A 20,640-nucleotide genomic window follows, 5' to 3' on the forward strand; every position below is an offset into this window, starting at 1 on the left:
CCGGTCCACATTCCTGCTGTCAGCAGCAGTGCGGACAGCCGCGGTCTGCCGCGAGGGGGACTGCGTTGTACCCCGTGACCTCCTGGAAACACCCCCGGACAGGGGTCGCGTTGCGGTGGCACCCAGCTTCTGCCTCAATGGGCTCACCCGAACCGCCCACGGTTCCTCGATGAAGCGGAATCCCCACCTCGAACGTTGAAGCAGGGATCGATGTTCACCTTCATTCTGCAGATCCGGCAGATGGTCGAAGGGCACCCCGAGTTCTACCTGTTCGCCGTGTACTCCGCGGTGATCTGGTTGCTCTGGCTGCTCAAGGTCGTCCTGTCCGCCCGCTACCGCCCCTACACCGGCACCTTCGTCGGGACGACCAGCGTGGTCGTCCCCGTCGTCGACGAGCCGATCGACCTCTTCCGTGACGTGATCGGCCGCATGGTCGAGCAGGGGCCGGGCGAGATCATCGTCGTCATCAACGGCGCGAGGAACGAGGCGCTGGAGCAGGTCTGCGACGAGTTCGCCCCGCTCGTCCGCTGGACCCACACGCCGATCCCGGGCAAGCGCAACGCCGTCAAGGTCGGCACCGAGATGTCGACGGGCGACATCACCGTGCTCGTCGACTCGGACACGGTGTGGACCCCGGGGACGCTCTCCGAGCTGCTCAAGCCCTTCGCCGACGAGTCCGTCGGCGGGGTCACCACCCGCCAGCGCATCCTCGAGCCGACGCGCTCGTGGATCACCCGGTGGGCCGACTGGCTCGAGAACTCGCGGGCGCTCTACTCGATGCCGGCGCAGAGCGTGCTCGGCCAGATCGGGTGCCTGCCCGGGCGCACCATCGCCTTCCGCCGGAACATCCTCGCCCGTGTCATGGACCGGTTCATGCACGAGGAGTTCATGGGTGTCTTCCTCGAGGTGTCCGACGACCGCACCCTGACGAACCTGACCCTCAAGGAGGGCTACCGGACCGTCTACCAGTACACGTCGCTGGTCTACACGGACGCACCGCTGCAGGTGAAGAAGCTGTTCAAGCAGCAACTGCGCTGGGCCCGCGGCTCGCAGTACAACACGCTGCGCATGCTCCCGTGGATGCTCGGTCACGCGCCGATCCTGGCGGTGTTCTTCCTCACCGACATCATCCTGCCGTTCATGCTCTTCGGCGTGATCGCCGGCTGGATCTACCGCGCGGTGACCGGGCAGGGCGAGAACCTGTACCAGGGCATCCTGCAGCAGTACGGCTTCTCGACGGGCTTCGTCTACGTCGCCGGGCTCATGGTCGTCTCCAGCGTGCTGAGCATGGCGGTCCGCCAGATGCGCCACCTCGCCGAGAAGCCGAGCGACTTCTTCCGGCTGCCGATGTTCATCATCGTGTCGACGTTCTTCCTCATGCCGATCCGGCTCATCGGCTTCTTCCGCCTGGCGCACGCGTCCGGGTGGGGGACCCGCGCCGGGGCGTACGCCGGTGGTCCGATGGAGGAGGACCCTGCGGCCGCCGTCCAGCCGACCGCCACCGGCACGCCGGTCAGCCCGGTCGACGCCGGGCTGCCACCGGCGGACCGCACCGACGTCGCCCGGTCCCGGGTCGACGTCGGCGACCAGACCGCGGCCGACCGCGCGTTCGACGAGCTCTTCGGTGCCGACGCCACGACCAACTCGACCGCGACGGTCCTCGCCACCCGGCGATCGGCGGCGGCGGCTGCGGCCCCCGCCGCGCCTGTCCGTCCGGCGTCGGCGAAGGCCCGCCGTCGCAACCCGTACGCCGCGATCCCGTACCTCATCGGGTTCGCGATCCTCGCACTGGAGGCGTTCCTCATTGTCTGACCTCATCCGTTCCACCAGCACGTGGTGGGCCCAGTCGAGCAAGCACGCCCGTCGCACCGCGATCGGTACGGTCGCGATCGTCCTGGTGCTCGGCCTGATCACCTGGACCGTGTGGGTGTCGCCGGCCGGCCCGGTGTCGAGCGCGGTGCAGACCGCCCTCGGCGTCACCCCGCCGAAGGCGAAGCAGCCCACCGCCGCCGAACTCAGCGCGAAGCTCGACGCGGCGCAGCAGACCATCTGGAAGCTCGAGGGCAAGCTCGACTCCTCGGGAGCGCAGGCCGGGTCGCGGGCCGAGGAGATCACCCGCCTGAAGGCGCAGATCGCCTCGCTGCAGTCCGACCTCGGCGCTGCGACGAGCGGCGGCAAGGCGTCCGCCGGCGGGTCGGGGCCGGCGGGTTCCTCCGGCGGGTCCGGTCCGAGCGGGAGCGCTGCGGGGACCGCCGCCGGCGCCTCCGACTCCGGCGCCGGCTCGGGCGGGGGCTCCGGCTCCGGTTCGGGCGCCTCCGACGGGAAGGGCGGGACCGGCGGCACCGGCGGGACCGCGGGCCCGTCGAAGGACCCGGTCGCGTCCGAACCGATCACGACCCCGACCAAGGCGCAGATCCTCGGTCAGCAGTCCCGCTGGTACGGGCTCTACACGACGCAGTCGCCCTTCAACTGGGCCGAGTACGACCGCGTCTCGCAGGAGGTCGGCCGGGCCACGAACATGGTGGGCTACTTCCAGGGGTTCGACCAGGACTTCAATGCCAGCGCCGTCCAGCGGTCGTGGGCGAACGGCCGCCTGCCGATGATGACGTGGGAGACCGTGCCCGCGAAGACCGGGAACGACCAGCCGTACGTCGAGGGCTACACGAACCAGGACATCGTCTCCGGGAAGTTCGACGACTACCTCGCGTCCTACGCGAGGGCGCTGAAGGCGAACGGGATGCCCGTCGTCATCCGCCTCGACCACGAGATGAACGGCCAGTGGTACAACTGGTCCGAGGGGTCGAAGCAGCAGAACGCACCGGGGTCGTACGTCGCCATGTGGCAGCACGTGCACGACGTCTTCCAGGCCAACGGAGCGAACGACTACGTCATCTGGAACTGGTCGCCGTCGCGCATCGACAAGCTCGGCAACCCGAAGTACCAGACGCTCGACTACATGCGGCAGTACTACCCGGGCGCCGACTACGTCGACTGGGTCGGCATGAGCGGCTACTACCGCACGGCCACCGAGCAGCCCACGTTCCAGAACACCTTCGGAGCGACCCTCGCGCAGCTCCGGCAGGTCGCGCCGGGCAAGCACGTCCTGCTCAACGAGATCGGCGCCACCGAGACCGGCGGCAGCGTCTCGGACAGCCAGAAGTCGCAGTGGATCGACTCGCTCTTCGACGCCCTCGCCGACCCCGCCAACCGTGACGTCATCGGCTTCGCGTACTTCAGCCAGGTGGCCACCACCATCGTCGACGGCGCCCGCACCACGAACGACTGGCGCCTCGACTCCCGCGCCGACAGCCTGGCGACCTTCGCCGAGGGCATCGCCCGCACCGACACCGACTACGACCTGCAGGAGGTCAAGCAGTGACCGCTCAGAAGAAGACCGACGCCGCCGACGTGCGGCCGGCTCCCGTCATCAGTGTCATCGGCACCGGATACCTCGGCGCCACCCACGCAGCCGCCATGGCCGAGATGGGCTTCGAGACCATCGGCGTGGACGTCGACCCCGCGAAGCTCGCCGCCCTGTCCGCCGGCGAGGTGCCGTTCTACGAGCCCGGCCTGCCCGAGCTCATCACGAAGCACGTCGCCACCGGGAAGCTCCGGTTCACCGCCGACCTGGCCGAGGCCGTCGCCGCCGCGGACGTCCACTTCGTCTGCGTCGGCACGCCGCAGAAGGCCGGGTCGCACGCTGCGAACCTGACCTACGTCGAGGCCGCCACCCGCGGTGTCGCGGAGCACCTCACCCACCCGGGGCTCATCGTCGGCAAGTCCACGGTGCCCGTCGGGACGGCGGAGCGACTGCGCGGGATCGTCCGCGAGTTCAGCCCGTCCGGCATCCAGGCGGAGCTCGTCTGGAACCCGGAGTTCCTCCGCGAGGGCAAGGCCGTCGACGACACCTTGCACCCCGACCGTCTGGTCTGGGGCGGCGCGTCGGCGGCGGCGGACGCGGTGATCCGCGAGGTCTACGCGGCACCGATCGCCGAGGGCACGCCGGTCATCACGACGGACCTCGCGACCGCCGAGCTCGTGAAGGTCAGCGCGAACGCGTTCCTCGCGACGAAGATCTCCTTCATCAACGCGATCTCCGAGATGTGCGCCATCACCGGTGCCGACGTCACCACGCTCGCCGACGCCCTCGGGCACGACGTCCGCATCGGGCGCAAGTTCCTGAACGCCGGGCTCGGCTTCGGCGGCGGCTGCCTGCCGAAGGACATCCGTGCGCTCATGCACCGTGCGAACGAGATCGGCGCCGGTCGGGTCGTCGGACTGATGCAGCAGGTCGACGAGATCAACATGGGACAGCGCGAGCGGGTCATCGACATGACGATCGAGGCGCTCGGGGGTTCCGTGCTGAACCGTCGCGTGGCCGTGGTCGGGGCTGCGTTCAAGCCGCTCACCGACGACGTCCGGGACTCGCCGGCGCTCAACGTCGCTGCGGCGCTGCACCTCCGCGGCGCGCAGGTCACGCTGTGGGACCCGGAGGCCAACGAGACCGCTCGTCGCTCCTTCCCGACGCTGTCCTACGCGGGGACGAAGGAGGACGCGGTCGAGGGTGCCGACGTGGTGCTCGTCCTGACGGAGTGGGACGAGATCGTGCAGGCGTCGCCGGTGTCGCTCGGCGGCATCGTCGGCCGTCGCACCGTCATCGACGCCCGCAACTGCCTCCCGGTCGCCGACTGGGTCGAGGCCGGGTGGTCCGTCCGCTCCCTGGGGCGGCCCACACCGGTCGCGAGCTCGGCCGTGAGCGTGGCGGCGGGGTCGAACGACGTGCTGGCCGCAGCGCGCTAGTCGTCACCGCGCAGGAGCGGGGTCCGTGCCGGGGGCGGCAGGGACCCCGCTCCTGTGCGTCCGGGCGTGCCTCGCCCTTCCGGGCGTACCTGGTCCTTCCGGGCGTGGCTGGTCCTTCCGGGCGTACCAGGTGGTTCGTTCCGACCAGGTACGCCCGTTCCCGCCCGCCATCGCGCGCGTCATGGGAAGGAACGGGCGCACAGCAGGCGACTGTCTGGAGGCCCGGTGTCGGTCCGCCGGACCGGCACCGGGCCTCCAGGCGGTCACCACGACGGCACGACGCGCCCCGCACGCAGAAGGCCCCGCACCGGAACCGGTGCGGGGCCTTCGTGGTGTCAGCGCAGATCAGACGCCGAAGTACAGCTCGTACTCGAACGGGTGCGGACGCTGCGCGAGCGGGAGGATCTCGTTCTCACGCTTGTAGTCGATCCAGGTCTGGATGAGGTCCTCGGTGAAGACGTTGCCCTTCGTGAGGAACTCGTGGTCCGCCTCGAGGGCCTCGAGCGCCTCGTCGAGGGAGCCCGGCACCTGCGGGATGCCCTTGGCCTCCTCCGGGGGGAGCTCGTAGAGGTCCTTGTCGACCGGCTCGTGCGGCTCGATGCGGTTCTGGATGCCGTCGAGGCCCGCCATCAGCTGCGCCGCGAAGGCGAGGTACGGGTTGCCCGAGGCGTCCGGCGCGCGGAACTCGATGCGCTTCGCCTTCGGGTTCGTGCCCGTGATCGGGATGCGGATCGCGGCGGAGCGGTTGCCGGCCGAGTACACCAGGTTGACCGGAGCCTCGAACCCCTTGACCAGACGGTGGTAGGAGTTGATCGACGGGTTCGTGAAGGCGAGCAGCGCCGGGGCGTGCTTCAGGATGCCACCGATGTACCAGCGCGCGACGTCCGAGAGGCCGCCGTAGCCGTTCTCGTCGTAGAACAGCGGCTTGCCGTCGCTCCAGAGCGACTGGTGGGTGTGCATGCCCGAACCGTTGTCGCCGAACAGCGGCTTCGGCATGAACGTGGCGACCTTGCCCCACTGGTCGGCCGTGTTCTTGACGATGTACTTGAACTTCAGGATGTCGTCCGCCGCGTGGACCATCGTGTCGAACTTGTAGTTGATCTCCTGCTGGCCGCCGGTGCCAACCTCGTGGTGCGACCGCTCGAGCTCGAAGCCCGCCTCGATCAGCTTGAGCGTGATGTCGTCGCGCAGGTCGGCCGTCTTGTCGACGGGGGAGACCGGGAAGTACCCGCCCTTGTAGGGGGTCTTGTTGGCGAGGTTGCCGCCCTCTTCCTCGCGGCCGGTGTTCCAGGCGCCCTCTTCCGAGTCGACCGAGTAGAACGACTTGTTCTGGGTCACCGAGTAGCGGACGTCGTCGAAGATGTAGAACTCGGCCTCGGGCGCGAAGAACGCGGTGTCCGCGATGCCCGTCGACGCGAGGTACTTCTCGGCCTTCTTCGCCACCTGGCGCGGGTCGCGGCCGTAGATCTCGCCGTTCCGCGGGTTGTAGATGTCGAAGATCATGATCAGCGTGCGCTCGGCGCGGAACTGGTCGATGTACGCCGTCGTCACGTCCGGGATGAGCTGCATGTCCGACTCGTGGATCGACGCGAAGCCGCGGATCGAGGAGCCGTCGAAGAGCTGTCCGACCGAGAAGAAGTCCTCGTCGACCGTCGACGCCGGGATGTTGAAGTGCTGCTGGACACCGGGCAGGTCCGTGAAGCGGATGTCGAGGAACTTGACGTCCGTGTCCTTGATGAAGGCGAGCACCTCGGAGGAATCGCTGAACATGTGTGTCGATCTCCTGGGGGGTAGGTGATGTCGGAGGTGCCGCGGGTGCACCCTCCGACGAGGCTATTGACACCGGGTTTCCCGGACATGACTGCATTGTTTCGTGCGTGTTACGGGCACGGAGTCGCCTACCCTTGGAGCATGGCCCGCAGCACCACCCCGCCCTCGGCGTCGTCCGCACACCCCGGTGGAGAGCACCCGGACGGGTGGCCGGGCAAGGACCTCGGGCTCCCCGAGGACGGGCCGCGCAGCGTCGGCCGCATCGGTCGCCGGGTCGTCGGGCTGCTCATCGACGGCATCCTGGCCGACCTCGTGGCGTACGTGACCGGCGTGTGGTCGCCGCTCGAGGGATCCGGCGACATCGCGCACACGTGGATCCAGCTCGCGATCTTCGCGGTGCTGCAGGTCCTGTTCATCTGCACGCTGTCGGGCTCCTTCGGTCACGTGTGCGTCGGCCTGCGGGTCGTCCCGATCCGCGGCGGCTACGTCGGCGTGTGGCGACCCATCGTCCGCACCGTGCTGCTCTGCCTGGTCGTCCCGGCGCTCATCATCGACCGTGACAGCCGTGGTGCGCACGACCGCATCGCGGGGACGGTGCTCGTTCGGCGCTGACCTGCGCGGCCGGACGCGCGCGGGCCCGGTGGCCTGCGAACGACGCCAGACGACATCGTCGACGTCGTACGACAGCGGCGGTGTCGTTCTGCCCGCGGGTTGCCGGCGGGTACGGGCGGAGCGACGAGATCGCTGTCGCACGACAGCGGCGGTGTCGTTCAGCCCGCGGTCGCCCGGCGGCGGGGGGAGAACGACGAGATCGCTGTCGGACGACTGCGGCGGTGTCGTTCTGCCTGGCAGCACCACCGGCAAGGTCGTCGCTCCGACGAGACCACAGTCACGAGGAGCACGCGCCTCGCACGCAGCGACGCCCCCGACCTGGCACGGTCGGGGGCGTCGTCGCTCGGAGCGCGGGGGAGACGATCAGCGCGGACGCCCGGCGCGCGCACGCATCGGGTCCATGCCCTTGGGGATCGCAGCCGCCGGGCTGTGCGTGAGGGAGTCCAGACGGTTCGCGACCGCCAGGACCTCGTTGCGGTTGAGCGCCTTCTTGTACTTGTTCATCGCCCGCGGGAGCTTGTGCAGCGTCACGCCGTCCTCGTCGTCGTCGACGTGGACCACGTGCACGGGGACGTTCGGGACGATGCGCTGGACCTTGCGGCGCTCCTCGTCGACCTGGCGCTTGAGGTTGCCCCGCTGCCCCTCGGTGATGAGGACCACACCCGGGGTGCCGACCGCGCGGTAGACGGCGGCCTGCGACCGGCCGTGCACGGCGACGGGCATCTCGCTCGAACGCCACTGGCGGCGGAGCGAGTTCGAGAGCACGGCGCCGACGGCGCCCGGCTGTCCGGCGATCTGCGAGTAGGCGGCACGCTCCGCGAGCCGACCGAGGACGATGAGGAAGAGCAGCACACCGAGCAGCACGCCGGCCACGATCCACAGCGTGATCGCGAGCCAGTTCTGGCCCGGCAGGAGCAGTGCGAGCAGGACACCCGCGACGACGGGGCCGACGAACGCCAGCAGGAACCACCAGACGGACTTCGGGTCGGCCCGACGGGTCATGGTGAAGACCTGGTACATCTGCTTGAGACGACCCGGCTCCTTCGCCGTCGTTGCTTGGGGAGTGCTGCGTGCCATGCGACCAGGATACGGCCTCGACCATCGCTCGCAGACCGCTGGTGCCCAGGCTGTGGGCGAACGTCGCCGTCCACAGGTACCGCACGCCGGCCGGGAGGCCCGTCCGGCGTCCGTGAAGCTCGTCACCATGACGACGACAGCGGGCAGCAGACGGTGGTGCGGTGCACAGGACCCCGCCGACTTCTCGAGGTGGGTCGCCGACCGCGCCGCCGGCGCCGGCCCGCACCTCGTTCCGGTGACCCGGGTCGGCAGGTGCCCGCAGGGCCACCTCGTCGCCGAGGTCCTGCACCCGTCGACCCGCGCGCTCGAGGACGCCCTGGACGTACTCGGCACGCCGACCGAGGGTGTGGCGGTCACCCTGACGGTGCCCCTGCTCGAACTCGCTGCGCGGGCACGATCGGGCGCGGTCGTGCTCGGAGCCGTCCCCTTCGACGCCGTGCGCGTCGACGAAGCAGGAGCGATCGTCGTCGCCGACCGTCCTCCCGGGGCGTCGGTCGCCTGCACGGAACGCCCGTCGGCCGATCCCGGTGCGGACGCCCGGGCGACGGCCCCTGCCGCCGGGGTCCTCTCCCGGGCGACGGCGGCCGCTCGGGCCGAGGCAGCAGCAGCCTCCTCGCGGGTCGCGTGCACGCCGCCGGCGCACCCGATCCCGTCTCCCCGTGACCTCGACGGCGCCCGCCAGCTCGTCACCGCCGCCCGTTCCGTGTGGGACCGTGTCGACGCGCGGTCAGCCGTCCGCAGCACGCTCGACCCGGTCCTCGACGCCGCGCGGGACGGGGACGCTCGGACGATCTCGGACGCGCTCGACCTCGTCGTCGGAGCCGCGCCACCCCGGCCAGTGCGCTGGAGCAGACCGGGCCTGGCCTTCCCCGACGAGGAGCACGTCGGCGTCGGGCGTCTGCCGGACGACACCACGGACGCGATCGACCCGGTTGCCCGGGTGGTGCGTGACCTGGTCGAGCGGGGGATCCCCCTGGGACGGGAGCGCCGAGTGCCGGTCCGGCACGTCCTCGTCGGCACGGTGGTCGCGGGTGGTCTCGTGACCGCAGCGACCGGTCTGCGCTGACCGTGCCCCGCGTCCGCGTCCGCGGCCGCAGGATCGCCGGACGGCCCCGGCCCGCGACGCACCGGGCCGGCTCCGCCGCTCCCGGTGGAACGCCGGACGGCCCCGGTCCCACGAGGGGACCGGGGCCGTCCGGTGCGGATCGGAGCGACGACTCAGTAGCCGAGGTTCGGGCCGAAGTTGCCCTCCTCGAGGCGGTTCTTCACCGCGACGAGGTACCGCGACGCGTCGGCGCCGTCGATGATCCGGTGGTCGTACGACAGTGCGAGGTAGACGAACGAACGGACGGCGATCGCCTCCTGCCCGTCGACCTTCACGACCGCCGGACGCTTGGTGACGATGCCCGTGCCGAGGATCGCGGACTGCGGCAGGAACACCACGGGGGTGTCGAACAGCGCGCCGCGCGAACCGGTGTTGGTCAGCGTGAAGGTGCCACCCGCGAGCTCGTCCGGCTTGAGCTGGTTGTTGCGCGTGCGCTCGGCCAGGTCCGCGATCGCCTTCGAGAAGTCGGCGAGCGAGAGTCCCGACGCGTCCTTGATCACCGGGGTGAGCAGGCCGCGCTCGGTGTCCACCGCGATCGAGACGTTCTCGTGGTCCGGGTAGACGATCTCGTCGCCCTCGACCGTGGAGTTGATCTTCGGGTGGGCCTTGAGCGCCTCGGACGCCGCGAGGGCGAAGAACGGCATGAAGCTGAGCTTCGAACCGGTCTTCTCGAGGAACTCGGCCTTGTTCGCGTCGCGGAACTGCGCGACCTTCGTGACGTCGACCTCGACGACGCTGGTGAGCTGTGCGGTCGAGGTCATCGACTGCACGGCGCGCTCGGCGACCACCTTGCGGAGGCGCGTCATCTTCTCGCGCGTGCCGCGGAGCGGCGAGGTCTCGGCCACGAACGGGCCGGACGCCGCGGCGGCCGGAGCCGACGAACCGGCGGACGACGCCTTCGCGGCGGCGGCGAGCACGTCCTCCTTGCGGATGCGGCCACCGACCCCGGAGCCGGAGACCGTCGACAGGTCGACGCCCTGCTCGTTGGCGAGCTTGCGCACCAGCGGGGTGACGTAGCCGGAGGCCGACGCGTCCTGGTTCGGGTTCGGCACCGACGCCGACGCGGTGGAACCGGCTGCGGCCGGAGCCGGAGCCGCGGCGGGCGCGGGGACCGCTGCCGGCACGGCGGCGGGCGGCGGGACCGGAGCGGCCTGCGGGACGGGCGGAGCCGACGGTGCCTGCGGGGCGGCGGGCTGCGTCTGGCCACCGGGCGCCGGCTCGGCCTGCTGCGGCTCCGGAGCCTTCTGCTCCTCGCCCTGCTCGGTGCTCGGAGCCGTCTCGGGCTCGCTCTCCTCGGCGGCTGCGGCGTCCTGGTCCGCACCCTGGTCGTCCGACGAACCGGAGTCCGATCCGGAGCCGTCGCCGATCTTCACCAGCGCGGTGCCGACCTCGACGGTCTCGTCCTCCTGGACGAGGATCTCCTCGACGACGCCGGCGATCGGCGACGGGATCTCGGTGTCGACCTTGTCGGTCGAGACCTCGAGCAGCGGCTCGTCGACCTCGACGCGGTCACCGACGTTCTTCAGCCATCGGGTGACCGTGCCCTCGGTGACGCTCTCGCCGAGCGCCGGGAGGTTGACGGATTCGCTCATCGGGTGGGCTCCTGTTCGCGGGTTGCTGTGGTGGTGGTTGTCATTGTCTCGGTGTGCACGGTGGACGTGGTCGTCACAGCGCGTGCAGCGGCTTGCCCGCGAGGTGGAGGAAGGCCTCGCCCAGGGCCTCGTTCTGCGTCGGGTGGGCGTGGACGAGCGGTGCGACGTCCTCCGGGTGCGCCTCCCAGTTCACCGCGAGCTGGGCCTCACCGATGAGCTCGCCGACGCGCGCGCCGATCATCGAGACACCGACGACCGGGCCGTCGACGACCCGGACGACCTTGACGGCGCCGGAGGTCCCGATGATGTGGCTGCGACCGTTGCCCGCGAGGTTGTACTCGTAGAAGTCGACCTTGTCCTTGCCGTACTCCTCCTCGGCCTTGGCCTGGGAGAGTCCGACCGAGGCGACCTCGGGGTCGGAGTAGGTCACCTTCGGGATGTTCGTGTCGGAGATGACGACGGGCTTCAGGCCCGCGATCTCCTCGGCCACGAAGATCCCCTGCTGGAAGCCGCGGTGCGCGAGCTGCAGGCCGGGGACGATGTCGCCGACGGCGTAGACGTTCGGCAGGTTGGTGGCGAGGCGCTCGTCGGTCGTGACGAACCCGCGGTCCATCGCGACGCCGACCTCGTCGAAGCCCATGTTCTGCGTGAGCGGGCCACGGCCGACCGCGACGAGGAGCACGTCGCCCTCGTAGGTCTTGCCGTCCTCGAGCGTCACGACGACGCCGTTCTCGTGCTGGTCGACGTGGTCGAAGCGCACGCCGAGCGAGAACTCGATGCCGCGCTTGCGGAAGGCGCGCTCGAGCTGCTTGGACATCGACTCGTCCTCGGCGGGGACGAGGTGGGGCAGGCCCTCGACGATCGTGACGTCGGCGCCGAACGACTTCCACACGCTGGCGAACTCGACGCCGATGACGCCACCACCGAGGATGACGACCTTGTTCGGGACGTAGTCCATCTTCAGCGCGGTCTCGGACGTGATCACGCGGCCGCCGATCTCGAGGCCCGGCAGGGACTTCGAGTACGAACCCGTGGCGAGCACGACGTTCTTGCCGGTGACGGTCTGGTCGCCGACCTGCACGGTGTTCTGCGAGGTCAGACGGCCCCAGCCCTCGACGACGGTGATGCCGCGCGCCTTGACCAGGCCCTGCAGGCCCTTGTACTTCGAGTTGATGACGCCCTGCTGGTAGTCGATGACCTTCGGCACCTCGACACCGGCGAACTCGGCGATGACGCCGTACTTCTCCGCGTCGCGGGTGGCGTCGGCGACCTCGGCGGCGTGCAGCAGCGCCTTGGTCGGGATGCAGCCGCGGTGCAGGCAGGTCCCCCCGAGCTTGTCTCCCTCGATGAGCGCGACGCTCATGCCGAGCTCGGCGGCCCGGAGCGCAGCGGCGTAGCCACCACTGCCGCCACCGAGGACCACGACGTCGTAAGTCTGTTCCGTCACCTGGTGCAACTCCCTCGTGCGTGTCGGGATCCCGGTCGGACCCCACTGGACACCGCGGCGGCGGCGTCCGACGGTCGGACCGCATGGTTCCGGTCCCGTCCCGCTGGTTCCGGCGGACGCGCGTCGGTGCGCAGCCCGCCGGACACCAACCTACTACCTGGACTGGAGCTCTTCTGCGAGCCCGATGAGCGTCCGGACCATGACGCCGGTCGCGCCCTTGCCGAGCCAGCCGTACCCGCCGCCCTTGTGCTCCGAGGGGCCCGCGATGTCGAGGTGCGCCCACGGCACGCCGTCGCCCACGAACCGCTCGAGGAACTTGCCGGCGAGGAGCATCCCACCGGCCGGGTTGCCCACGGTCGCGTTGACCATGTCGGCGACGTCGCTGGCGAGTCGCGCGTCGAGCTCCTCGGGCAGGGGCATCGGCCAGATCGGCTCGGCGACGGCGTCGGCGACCGCGCGGACCCGTGCGACCAGGTCGTCGCTGCCCATCAGGCCGGTGGTCCGGTCGCCGAGGGCGACGACCTGTGCGCCGGTGAGCGTCGCGACGTCGACGAGGGCGTCGGGCTGCTCGAGCGAGGCGGCGACCATGCCGTCGCCGAGGACGAGTCGGCCCTCGGCGTCGGTGTTCGTGACCTCGACGGTCTTCCCGTTCTTCAGGGTGAGCACGTCGCCGGGGCGCGTCGCGGAGCCGGACGGCATGTTCTCGGCGAGGCACAGCCAGGCGGTGACCTTCGTGTCGAGGCCGAGGCGCGCGGCGGCGATCGTCGCGGCGAGCACGGTGGCGGCGCCGGTCATGTCGGTCTTCATGCCGAGCATCGACGCGGCGGGCTTCAGCGAGAGGCCGCCGGAGTCGAAGGTGATGCCCTTGCCGACCAGTGCGAGGTGCTTGGACGCCGACGACGGCTCGTAGCGGACGACGACCAGGCGCGGGGGACGCTCGGAGCCGCGGCCGACCCCGAGGATGCCCCCGAAGCCCTGCTCCTCGAGCTGCTGCTCGTCGAGGACCTCGACGGTGAGGGGGAGGCCCTCGGCCTGCGCGACGGCGACGTCGGCGACGTCCGCCGGGCCGAGGTCGCCGGCGGCGGTGTTCACGAGGTCACGGACGAGTGCTGCCGCGTCGGCGACGATCGCGGGCCGGACGGTGGCGTCGGCGGCGGTGTCGGCCGGCGCGACGACCGCGATGCGCTGGTCGCCCCGGGCCGGAGCCGTCGTACCGGTGCCCTTGTGCCGGGTGAAGGCGTAGGAGCCGAGCGCCGCACCCTCGAGCGCGGCGTCGACGAGCTCGGCCGAGTCGGTCGGCAGCGCCAGCGCGATCGACGCCGCCTGGGGGAGCTGGCGGACCGCGCTGCCGGCGGCCGCGCGGACGGACGCCGCGTCGACCGTGGCACCGAGGCCGACGAGTGCGATCCCGGCCGCGGCGACGCCGGTACCGGGGAGGCGGACCAGCTGGTCCTTCGCACCCGTCACACCGACGGAGCCGAGGTCGAGGTCGGCGAGCGCGTCCAGGGCGCCGGCAGCGCTCGGAGCGATCGTGGGGGCACCGCCGTCGGTGCCCGAGCGGACGCCGAGCACGAGGACGTCGGCGTCGACGTCGGAGGGGGTCGAGGTGGTGGTGGAGAGCGTCGGTCGGACCATGCGCCCAGCCTAGCCAGCACGTGTTCGCCGAGAGCGTCGGGCCGGCGCAGGGGTCGGTCGGGGGTGCCGCCTAGCATGGGGACGGTGAACCACCCCGAGGACCTGTACTCCGCTCCCGACGGCGCGCCGACCGTCCCGGCCGGGCTGCACCTGGTCGCGGGCCTGACCGGCTTCGTCGACGCGGGGTCCGCCGTCGCGCAGGTGGCCACGTCGATCCTCGACGGCCTCGACCACGAGCTCGTCGCGGAGTTCGACCCGGACGTCCTGCTCGACTGGCGCGCCCGCCGGCCGGTCATCACCTTCGAGCACGACCACATCACGGCCGTCGAACCGCCGCGCCTGGCGCTGCACCTGGTGCGCGACGAGCTCGGGCAGCCGTTCCTGTTCCTCACCGGGTACGAGCCGGACTTCCAGTGGAACCGGTTCGTCGACGCCGTCACCGGCCTCGCCGACCGCCTGCAGGTCGCGGACACGACGTGGGTCCAGTCGATCCCCATGCCCGTCCCCCACACCCGTCCGATCAGCCTGACGGTGTCGGGGACCCGCGCGGACCTGGTCGAGCAGCTGAGCGTGTGGAAGCCGGAGACGCAGGCGCCCGCGAACGTCCTGCACCTGGTCGAGCACCGGCTGACGCAGCTGGGTGCATCGGTCACCGGGCTCGTCCTGCTGGTCCCGCACTACCTCGGCGACACCGAGTTCCCCGACGCGGCGGTCACCGCACTGTCGAGCATCGCGGCGGCCACCGGTCTGATCTTCCCGACCGACGCGCTGCGTGCGTCCGACCGCGAGTTCCGCACACGCGTCGAGGAGCAGGTCGCGGGCAACCCCGAGCTCCAGCGCCTGGTCGGTGTGCTCGAGGAACGGCACGACACCTACATGGAGGGCAACCCGGTCGCGTCGCCCCTGACGAACGAGGACGGCGAGGTCCCGACCGCCGACGCGATCGCGGCCGAGCTCGAGCGCTTCCTGGCCGACCGGCGGTCCGACGGCGACGCGTCGACCGACTGACGGGGAGCGGGCTGCGCCGCTCGCGGCCTGGAGGCTCCTCCACGGCCCGCACCGCGCCTCCCGTCCTCCACAACGAGTGTCGGGCGCGGGCCGCGCGTCGGTAGCCTTGTCGGGTGAACTCCCGCCGTGCCTTCCTCGTCTGGGGCGTCGCGGTGCTCGCCTACGTCCTCGCCGTGGTGCAGCGGTCGTCGCTCGGGGTCTCCGGCGTCGACGCGCAGGACCGCTTCGCGGTCTCGGCCGCGGTCCTGTCCACGCTCGCCGTCGTGCAGATCGCCGTCTACGCCGGGCTGCAGATCCCGGTGGGGATCGCGCTCGACCGGGTGGGGCCGCGCAGGCTCGTGCTGCTGGGCGCCGCGCTGCTCGTGGTCGGCCAGGTCGTCGTCGCGTTCTCGCCGACGATCGGCCCGGCCATCGCGGGCCGGGTGCTCGTCGGGGCCGGCGACGCGATGACCTTCATCTCGGTGATCCGTCTCGTCCCGATGTGGTTCACGGGCCGCATCCTGCCGCAGATCTCCCAGTGGACGGGCAACCTCGGTCAGGTCGGACAGGTCCTGTCGGCCTTCCCGTTCGCCGTGCTCCTGCACACCGCCGGGTGGACCCCGGCGTTCGGGGTCGCCGCGGCCGCGAGCCTGGGCGGTCTCGTGCTGGCGGTCGTCTTCGTCCGCAACGGCCCCGTCGCGGTGCGGACCGACACGATCCCACTGCCCCTGCCGCACTCGTGGCGCGGCGCCTTCCACACCTTCGGGCACGCGCTGCGGCGGCCGGGCACGCAGCTCGGCTTCTGGTCCCACTACGTCACGCAGTCGTCCGGCACGGTCTTCTCGTTGCTGTGGGGCGTCCCGATGCTGCGCGGCCTCGGGTACAGCCCGTCCGAGGCGGCCGGCTTCCTCACCGTCGTCGTCGTCACCGGCTTCGTCGTGGGACCGGTGCTCGGCGTGCTCTGCGCCCGGTTCCCGCTCCGGCGGTCGAACCTGGTGCTCGGCATCGTCCTGGCGCTCGGGGTGGTGTGGACGGCGGTGCTGCTCTGGCCCGGGCACCCGCCGACGTGGCTGCTCGTCCTGCTCGTGGTCGCGATGGGGGTCGGCGGCCCGGGATCCCTCATCGGTTTCGACTTCGCACGCAGCTTCAACCCGGTCGGGTCGCTCGGCTCGGCGAACGGCGTCGTGAACGTCGGCGGGTTCCTGGCGGCCTTCGTCATGATGTTCCTCATCGGGACGCTGCTCGACGTCGTGTCGGGCGCGACGGGGCGCACGGTGTTCGCCTGGGACAACTTCCGCATCGCGCTCACCGTCCAGTACGTGGTGGTCGGGTTCGGCGTCGTGATGCTGCTGCTCGCGCGCCGACGGACCCGGCGGCAGATGCACGCGCAGGACGGAATACGGGTGGGGCCGCTCTGGGTTGCACTGGTTGCGCGCCTGCGGAAGCAGGCCGTGCAATAATGGAGGACGGACCCGTTCGGGCCCCTCACGACCGCGTCGCCTCGCTGCGCCGCGGGGGTCGGGGGACTTGACATGGGTCCTCATGCTGCCCGGAACGGTAGGACCTGACGACGCGGGGGACTGCGGCCCAGGCCCTGGGCGGCGAGGGAAGCCACGACCCCACGAACGTGGCACGACGAGAGAGGTGATCGCATGGCTGCCCGGAGCACGACGATCGATCCCACGAAGGACACCGAGCCCGAGGCCGTCGCGGCGGACGACGCCGACGCGGCCGAGGGGAAGGCTGCGCCGAAGAAGCGCGCCACCAAGACCACCGCCGCGAAGAAGCCCGCTGCGAAGGCAGCGCCGAAGAAGACGGCCACGCGCGCGAAGAAGAAGGCCGACGACGAGGACGAGGACGACGAGGCCGTCGAGCCCGCGGACGACGCCGTCGACTCGACGGACGACGCCGAGGACACCGAGACCGAGGAGAAGGACGCCAAGCCGGACGCCGCAGCAGCGGTCGCCGCGGGCGCGCTCGTCATCTCGCAGTCCGACGACGACGAGGCACCGGTCTACTCGACCACGATCACCGGCGCCACCGCCGACCCGGTCAAGGACTACCTGAAGCAGATCGGCAAGGTCGCGCTCCTCAACGCCGAGCAGGAGGTCGAGCTCGCGATGCGGATCGAGGCCGGCCTGTTCGCCGAGGACAGGCTGCAGCACTCGACCGGTCTCTCCAAGCCGGAGGAGCGCGAGCTGCGCTGGGTCGCCCGTGACGGGCAGCGCGCGAAGTCCCACCTGCTCGGCGCGAACCTGCGCCTCGTCGTCTCGCTGGCCAAGCGCTACACGGGCCGCGGCATGCAGTTCCTGGACCTCATCCAGGAGGGCAACCTCGGTCTGATCCGTGCGGTCGAGAAGTTCGACTACACCAAGGGCTTCAAGTTCTCGACGTACGCCACCTGGTGGATCCGTCAGGCGATCACCCGCGCGATGGCCGACCAGGCCCGCACCATCCGCATCCCGGTGCACATGGTCGAGGTCATCAACAAGCTGGCCCGTGTGCAGCGCCAGATGCTGCAGGACCTCGGTCGCGAGCCCACTCCGGAAGAGCTCGCCCGCGAGCTCGACATGACCCCGGAGAAGGTCGTCGAGGTGCAGAAGTACGGTCGCGAGCCGATCTCGCTCCACACCCCGCTGGGTGAGGACGGCGACTCGGAGTTCGGCGACCTGATCGAGGACACCGAGGCGGTCGTGCCGGCCGACGCCGTGGGCTTCACGATGCTGCAGAAGCAGCTCGAGAGCCTGCTCGACTCCCTGTCCGAGCGCGAGGCGGGCGTGATCCGCATGCGCTTCGGCCTCGGTGACGGTCAGCCGAAGACCCTCGACCAGATCGGGGACACGTTCGGCGTGACGCGCGAGCGGATCCGACAGATCGAGTCCAAGACGATGGCGAAGCTCCGCCACCCGTCCCGGTCGCAGTCGCTCCGCGACTACCTCGAGTAGGCCGATGCGCTTCCTCATCCCGATCCTGGTCGGGCGGGTCCTCCGCGCCCTCGCACGTGCGCGGGGCGGCGGGTCCGCCTACCCGGGCTACATCGTCCTCAAGCTGGTGCCGGACTTCCTCCAGCACGTGACGAAGCAGTTCCCGAACGGCGTCGTCTTCGTGCTCGGCTCCAACGGCAAGTCGACGACGACGCACATGATCTCGGACATCGTCCGGGCACACGGCCTCCGCGTCTTCACGAACCCGTCCGGTGCGAACCTGCCGCAGGGCATCGCCTCGGCGCTGTTGTCCGAGGTGTCGCTGACCGGCAGGCTCAAGGCGGACATCGGCATCCTCGAGGTGGACGAGGCCTTCGCGGTCGAGCTCGCCGGCATCCTGTCCCCGTCGACGGTGACGATGCTCAACGTGCAGGTCGACCAGCTCTACCGGTTCTTCGAGACCGAGCGCGTCGCGACGATGATGCTCGACACGGCGGCGCTGTCCACGGCGAACGTCATCACGAACCGGGACGACCAGTTCCTCGACGCGTACGCGGGCCGCTCGGGCCAGCGCGTGCTCCGCTTCGGCGCGAGCGCCGAGGTCGTGGCTGCGGCCCCGAACGGGCTGCAGAACGCCGACGACTTCGACCGGACCGCCGGCGAGCCGAACCCTGCCGAGTCCGAGGTCGTCGCCAACACCGGCGACGGAGCGACGATCCGGTTCGACGGCACCGACATCCCCGTCCGGCTGCCGGCACGGGGCCTGCACTACGCGGTGGACGCAGCGGCTGCGACCGCGACCGCGAGCGCCGCACTGGGTGCGCAGTTCCGGGCCGACGCCGTCACGAGGGCCTTCGGCACGATGAAGCCCGCGTACGGGCGAGGCGAGCGCCTGCCGATCGCTGGCGAGTCCGCCGAGTTCACGATGTTCAAGAACGCGGCGAGCCTGCAGCTCAACCTCGACGCCCTGCCGGACCGCCCGGAGCAGGTCCTCATGGCGATCGACGAGGGCACCCCGGACATCTCCTGGATCTACGACATCGACTTCTCGAAGCTCGACCACGTGGACGTCGTGTCCGGGGACAAGGCGTGGCAGATCGCCATCGCGCTCGAGCACGCCGGTGTCCGCATCGGCCGTGTCGAGCCCGACGTCGAGGCTGCCATCCGGCACATGGAGCAGCTCGGCTCGACGACGTCGGGGACGAAGAACTTCATCGTCAACTACGAGATCATGATGATCGCCCGCAAGGCCCTCGGCCACGGCGACATGGAGAAGACCGCATGACGGCCGACCGGCTGACCATCCTGCACGTCTACCCGCGTCAGATGGGGGTCTCGGGCGACCGCGGCAACGTCGTGGCCCTCACCCGCCGTGCCGAGGCCGCCGGCATCGCCACGGAGGTCGTCACGTACGCGCCGGGCGACCAGCTCCCTGCTGCGGCCGACGTCGTCGTCGTGGGCAACGGGCCGCTCAGCGCCATGCGCTCGCTCGGGGCCGACGTCACGCGTGTCGGGGCGTCCCTCCGCGAGTTCGCCGCTGCCGGCGTGCCCGTCGTGGCCGTCGGCGGGGGCTTCGACCTCGCGACCAACGAGGTCGTCCCCACCGAGGGATCACCCGTCGCGGGCTTCGGCGTGTTCGACGCGCGGGCCGTCCGCGGTGCCGAGCGTCGGGTGAACTACTTCGTGCTCGACACGCGGTACCCCCTGCTGCCCGGCGCACCGAAGCGTCTCGCCGGCTTCGAGGACCACGCGACCCGGATCGAACTGGCTCCGGGCGTCGAGCCCTTCGCCGACGTCGTGTCCGGTGGCGGCAACCAGGCCGGGTCCGCCGTCGAGGGGGCGATCACGGGTTCGTCCTTCGGCACGCACACCCAGGGGCCGATCCTGCCGCTCAACCCGCAGCTGACCGATGCGGTGCTCGCTGCGGCGACCAAGCGCCTCGGGCGCGAGTACGCGCCGGACCCGGAGCGGACGGCGACCGTCGACCGGTACGCGCGCGAAGCGCGCGCGACCGTCGACCGCTACGTCGACAAGGCCTTCAAGCGGATCGCCTAGTCGACCTGGCGGTCGTCACGACGACGAACGGGAGGGGGGGGGGGGGGGGGGGGGGGGGGGGGCCGGGGGGGGGGGGGGGGGGGGGTGGTGGGGGGGGGGGGGGGGGGGGGGGGGGGGGGGGGGCGGCCGGCCGCGCCCCCCCCCCCCCCCCCCCCCCCCCCCCCCCCCCCCCCCCCCCCCCCCCCCCCCCCCCCCACCCCACCCCCCCCCCCCCCCCCCCCCCCCCCCCCCCCCCCCCCCCCCCCCCCCCCCCCGGCGCCCGCCCCCCCCCCCCCCCCCCCCCCCCCTCCCGTTCGTCCGTCTGGTGACGACTACTTCGACTCGTGGAGTCGGCTGCTCTCGTCGTGCCACTCGAGCGCGGTGGCTGCGAGCTTCTCCTTGAACTCGGCGCCGTGGTGGGCGCAGAAGTAGAGCTCGCCGCTGGCCATGGTGGCGCGGATGTACGCCTGCGCTCCGCAGCTGTCGCAGCGGTCAGCGGCGGTGAGCTGGTGGCTGCTGGCTTCGTCGATGGAGAGGTCCTGCACGGTCTGGGTCATTGCTGTGCTCCTCACGGATCGCAGGTGGTGCGGGTGGACCACCATTTGAACACGTGGTGGCTGGGAGCCGTGCATCCCGGACCGCCTGTTTCGCTGAGCG

At 71.2% G+C, this 20,640-nt stretch carries 16 protein-coding genes; 10 read left to right on the forward strand and 6 right to left on the reverse strand.

Annotated elements, in window-relative coordinates; genetic code table 11:
• Positions 1-210 precede the first annotated feature (210 nt).
• The 3 genes from PIJ49_RS10300 to PIJ49_RS10310 are packed head-to-tail and all read left to right on the forward strand — an operon-like array spanning position 211 to position 4,800.
• Positions 211-1,812: a glycosyltransferase family 2 protein gene (locus PIJ49_RS10300; protein ID WP_271826537.1), complete on the forward strand. Its 1,602-nt coding sequence runs from the start codon at positions 211-213 to the stop codon at positions 1,810-1,812.
• Entirely contained in the window at positions 1,805-3,379 is a 1,575-nt protein-coding gene (locus PIJ49_RS10305; RefSeq protein ID WP_271826538.1) for a glycoside hydrolase family 26 protein, read from the forward strand. Before PIJ49_RS10300 ends, PIJ49_RS10305 begins: the two co-directional genes overlap by 8 nt.
• On the forward strand, positions 3,376-4,800 hold the full coding sequence (locus PIJ49_RS10310) for a UDP-glucose dehydrogenase family protein (RefSeq protein ID WP_271826539.1): 1,425 nt from the start codon (positions 3,376-3,378) through the stop codon (positions 4,798-4,800). The genes PIJ49_RS10305 and PIJ49_RS10310 overlap by 4 nt, the downstream gene beginning before the upstream one ends.
• Before the next feature lie 345 nt (positions 4,801-5,145).
• On the opposite strand, the gene glnA is transcribed toward PIJ49_RS10310, so the two are convergent.
• Positions 5,146-6,570 carry a type I glutamate--ammonia ligase gene (gene glnA, locus PIJ49_RS10315; protein ID WP_111225920.1) on the reverse strand — a complete coding sequence of 475 codons (1,425 nt, stop codon included), beginning with the start codon at positions 6,568-6,570 and terminating at the stop codon, positions 5,146-5,148.
• A 141-nt stretch (positions 6,571-6,711) separates the two neighbouring features.
• Here glnA and PIJ49_RS10320 point away from each other — a divergent pair, with 141 nt between their 5' ends.
• On the forward strand, positions 6,712-7,182 hold the full coding sequence (locus PIJ49_RS10320) for an RDD family protein (RefSeq protein WP_271826540.1): 471 nt from the start codon (positions 6,712-6,714) through the stop codon (positions 7,180-7,182).
• Between the two features lie 363 nt (positions 7,183-7,545).
• On the opposite strand, the gene PIJ49_RS10325 is transcribed toward PIJ49_RS10320, so the two are convergent.
• Positions 7,546-8,259, reverse strand: coding sequence for a DUF4191 family protein (locus PIJ49_RS10325; RefSeq protein WP_058728606.1), 714 nt, complete (start codon positions 8,257-8,259; stop codon positions 7,546-7,548).
• Positions 8,260-8,386: 127 nt separating this feature from the next.
• On the opposite strand from PIJ49_RS10325, the gene PIJ49_RS10330 reads away from it, so the two are divergent.
• Positions 8,387-9,325 (forward strand): hypothetical protein, encoded by a 939-nt coding sequence (locus PIJ49_RS10330; RefSeq protein WP_271826541.1) that lies wholly within the window; start codon positions 8,387-8,389, stop codon positions 9,323-9,325.
• Between the two features lie 152 nt (positions 9,326-9,477).
• On the opposite strand, the gene sucB is transcribed toward PIJ49_RS10330, so the two are convergent.
• The 3 genes from sucB to PIJ49_RS10345 form a co-directional block, all read right to left on the reverse strand.
• Positions 9,478-10,956 (reverse strand): 2-oxoglutarate dehydrogenase, E2 component, dihydrolipoamide succinyltransferase, encoded by a 1,479-nt coding sequence (gene sucB / locus PIJ49_RS10335; RefSeq protein WP_271826542.1) that lies wholly within the window; start codon positions 10,954-10,956, stop codon positions 9,478-9,480.
• Between the two features lie 73 nt (positions 10,957-11,029).
• On the reverse strand, positions 11,030-12,403 hold the full coding sequence (lpdA, locus tag PIJ49_RS10340) for a dihydrolipoyl dehydrogenase (protein WP_271826543.1): 1,374 nt from the start codon (positions 12,401-12,403) through the stop codon (positions 11,030-11,032).
• 153 nt (positions 12,404-12,556) lie between these two features.
• A complete protein-coding gene (locus PIJ49_RS10345; protein WP_251161043.1) occupies positions 12,557-14,038 on the reverse strand; it encodes a leucyl aminopeptidase in 1,482 nt (493 codons plus the stop codon).
• A 75-nt stretch (positions 14,039-14,113) separates the two neighbouring features.
• On the opposite strand from PIJ49_RS10345, the gene PIJ49_RS10350 reads away from it, so the two are divergent.
• The 5 genes from PIJ49_RS10350 (at position 14,114) to PIJ49_RS10370 (ending at position 20,004) form a co-directional block, all read left to right on the forward strand.
• Positions 14,114-15,046, forward strand: a complete 933-nt coding sequence (locus PIJ49_RS10350; protein WP_066654048.1) for a proteasome assembly chaperone family protein — start codon at positions 14,114-14,116, stop codon at positions 15,044-15,046.
• A gap of 113 nt (positions 15,047-15,159) precedes the next feature.
• Positions 15,160-16,485: an MFS transporter gene (locus PIJ49_RS10355; RefSeq protein WP_209682862.1), complete on the forward strand. Its 1,326-nt coding sequence runs from the start codon at positions 15,160-15,162 to the stop codon at positions 16,483-16,485.
• Between the two features lie 192 nt (positions 16,486-16,677).
• A complete protein-coding gene (locus tag PIJ49_RS10360) occupies positions 16,678-17,970 on the forward strand; it encodes an RNA polymerase sigma factor (protein WP_251154990.1) in 1,293 nt (430 codons plus the stop codon).
• A gap of 4 nt (positions 17,971-17,974) precedes the next feature.
• Positions 17,975-19,234 carry a MurT ligase domain-containing protein gene (locus PIJ49_RS10365; protein ID WP_209682856.1) on the forward strand — a complete coding sequence of 420 codons (1,260 nt, stop codon included), beginning with the start codon at positions 17,975-17,977 and terminating at the stop codon, positions 19,232-19,234.
• Positions 19,231-20,004, forward strand: coding sequence for a type 1 glutamine amidotransferase (locus tag PIJ49_RS10370; RefSeq protein ID WP_066654057.1), 774 nt, complete (start codon positions 19,231-19,233; stop codon positions 20,002-20,004). The genes PIJ49_RS10365 and PIJ49_RS10370 overlap by 4 nt, the downstream gene beginning before the upstream one ends.
• A 311-nt stretch (positions 20,005-20,315) precedes the next feature.
• Here the strand turns inward: PIJ49_RS10370 and PIJ49_RS10375 are convergent, their stop codons facing one another.
• The gene (locus PIJ49_RS10375; RefSeq protein WP_066654059.1) at positions 20,316-20,540 is read right to left on the reverse strand and encodes a DUF7455 domain-containing protein; all 225 of its coding nucleotides are present in this window, start codon (positions 20,538-20,540) and stop codon (positions 20,316-20,318) included.
• Between the last annotated feature and the right edge of the window lie 100 nt (positions 20,541-20,640).

Origin of the sequence: Curtobacterium uvaldense (assembly GCF_028307415.1) — a bacterium.
Lineage (GTDB): Bacteria > Actinomycetota > Actinomycetes > Actinomycetales > Microbacteriaceae > Curtobacterium.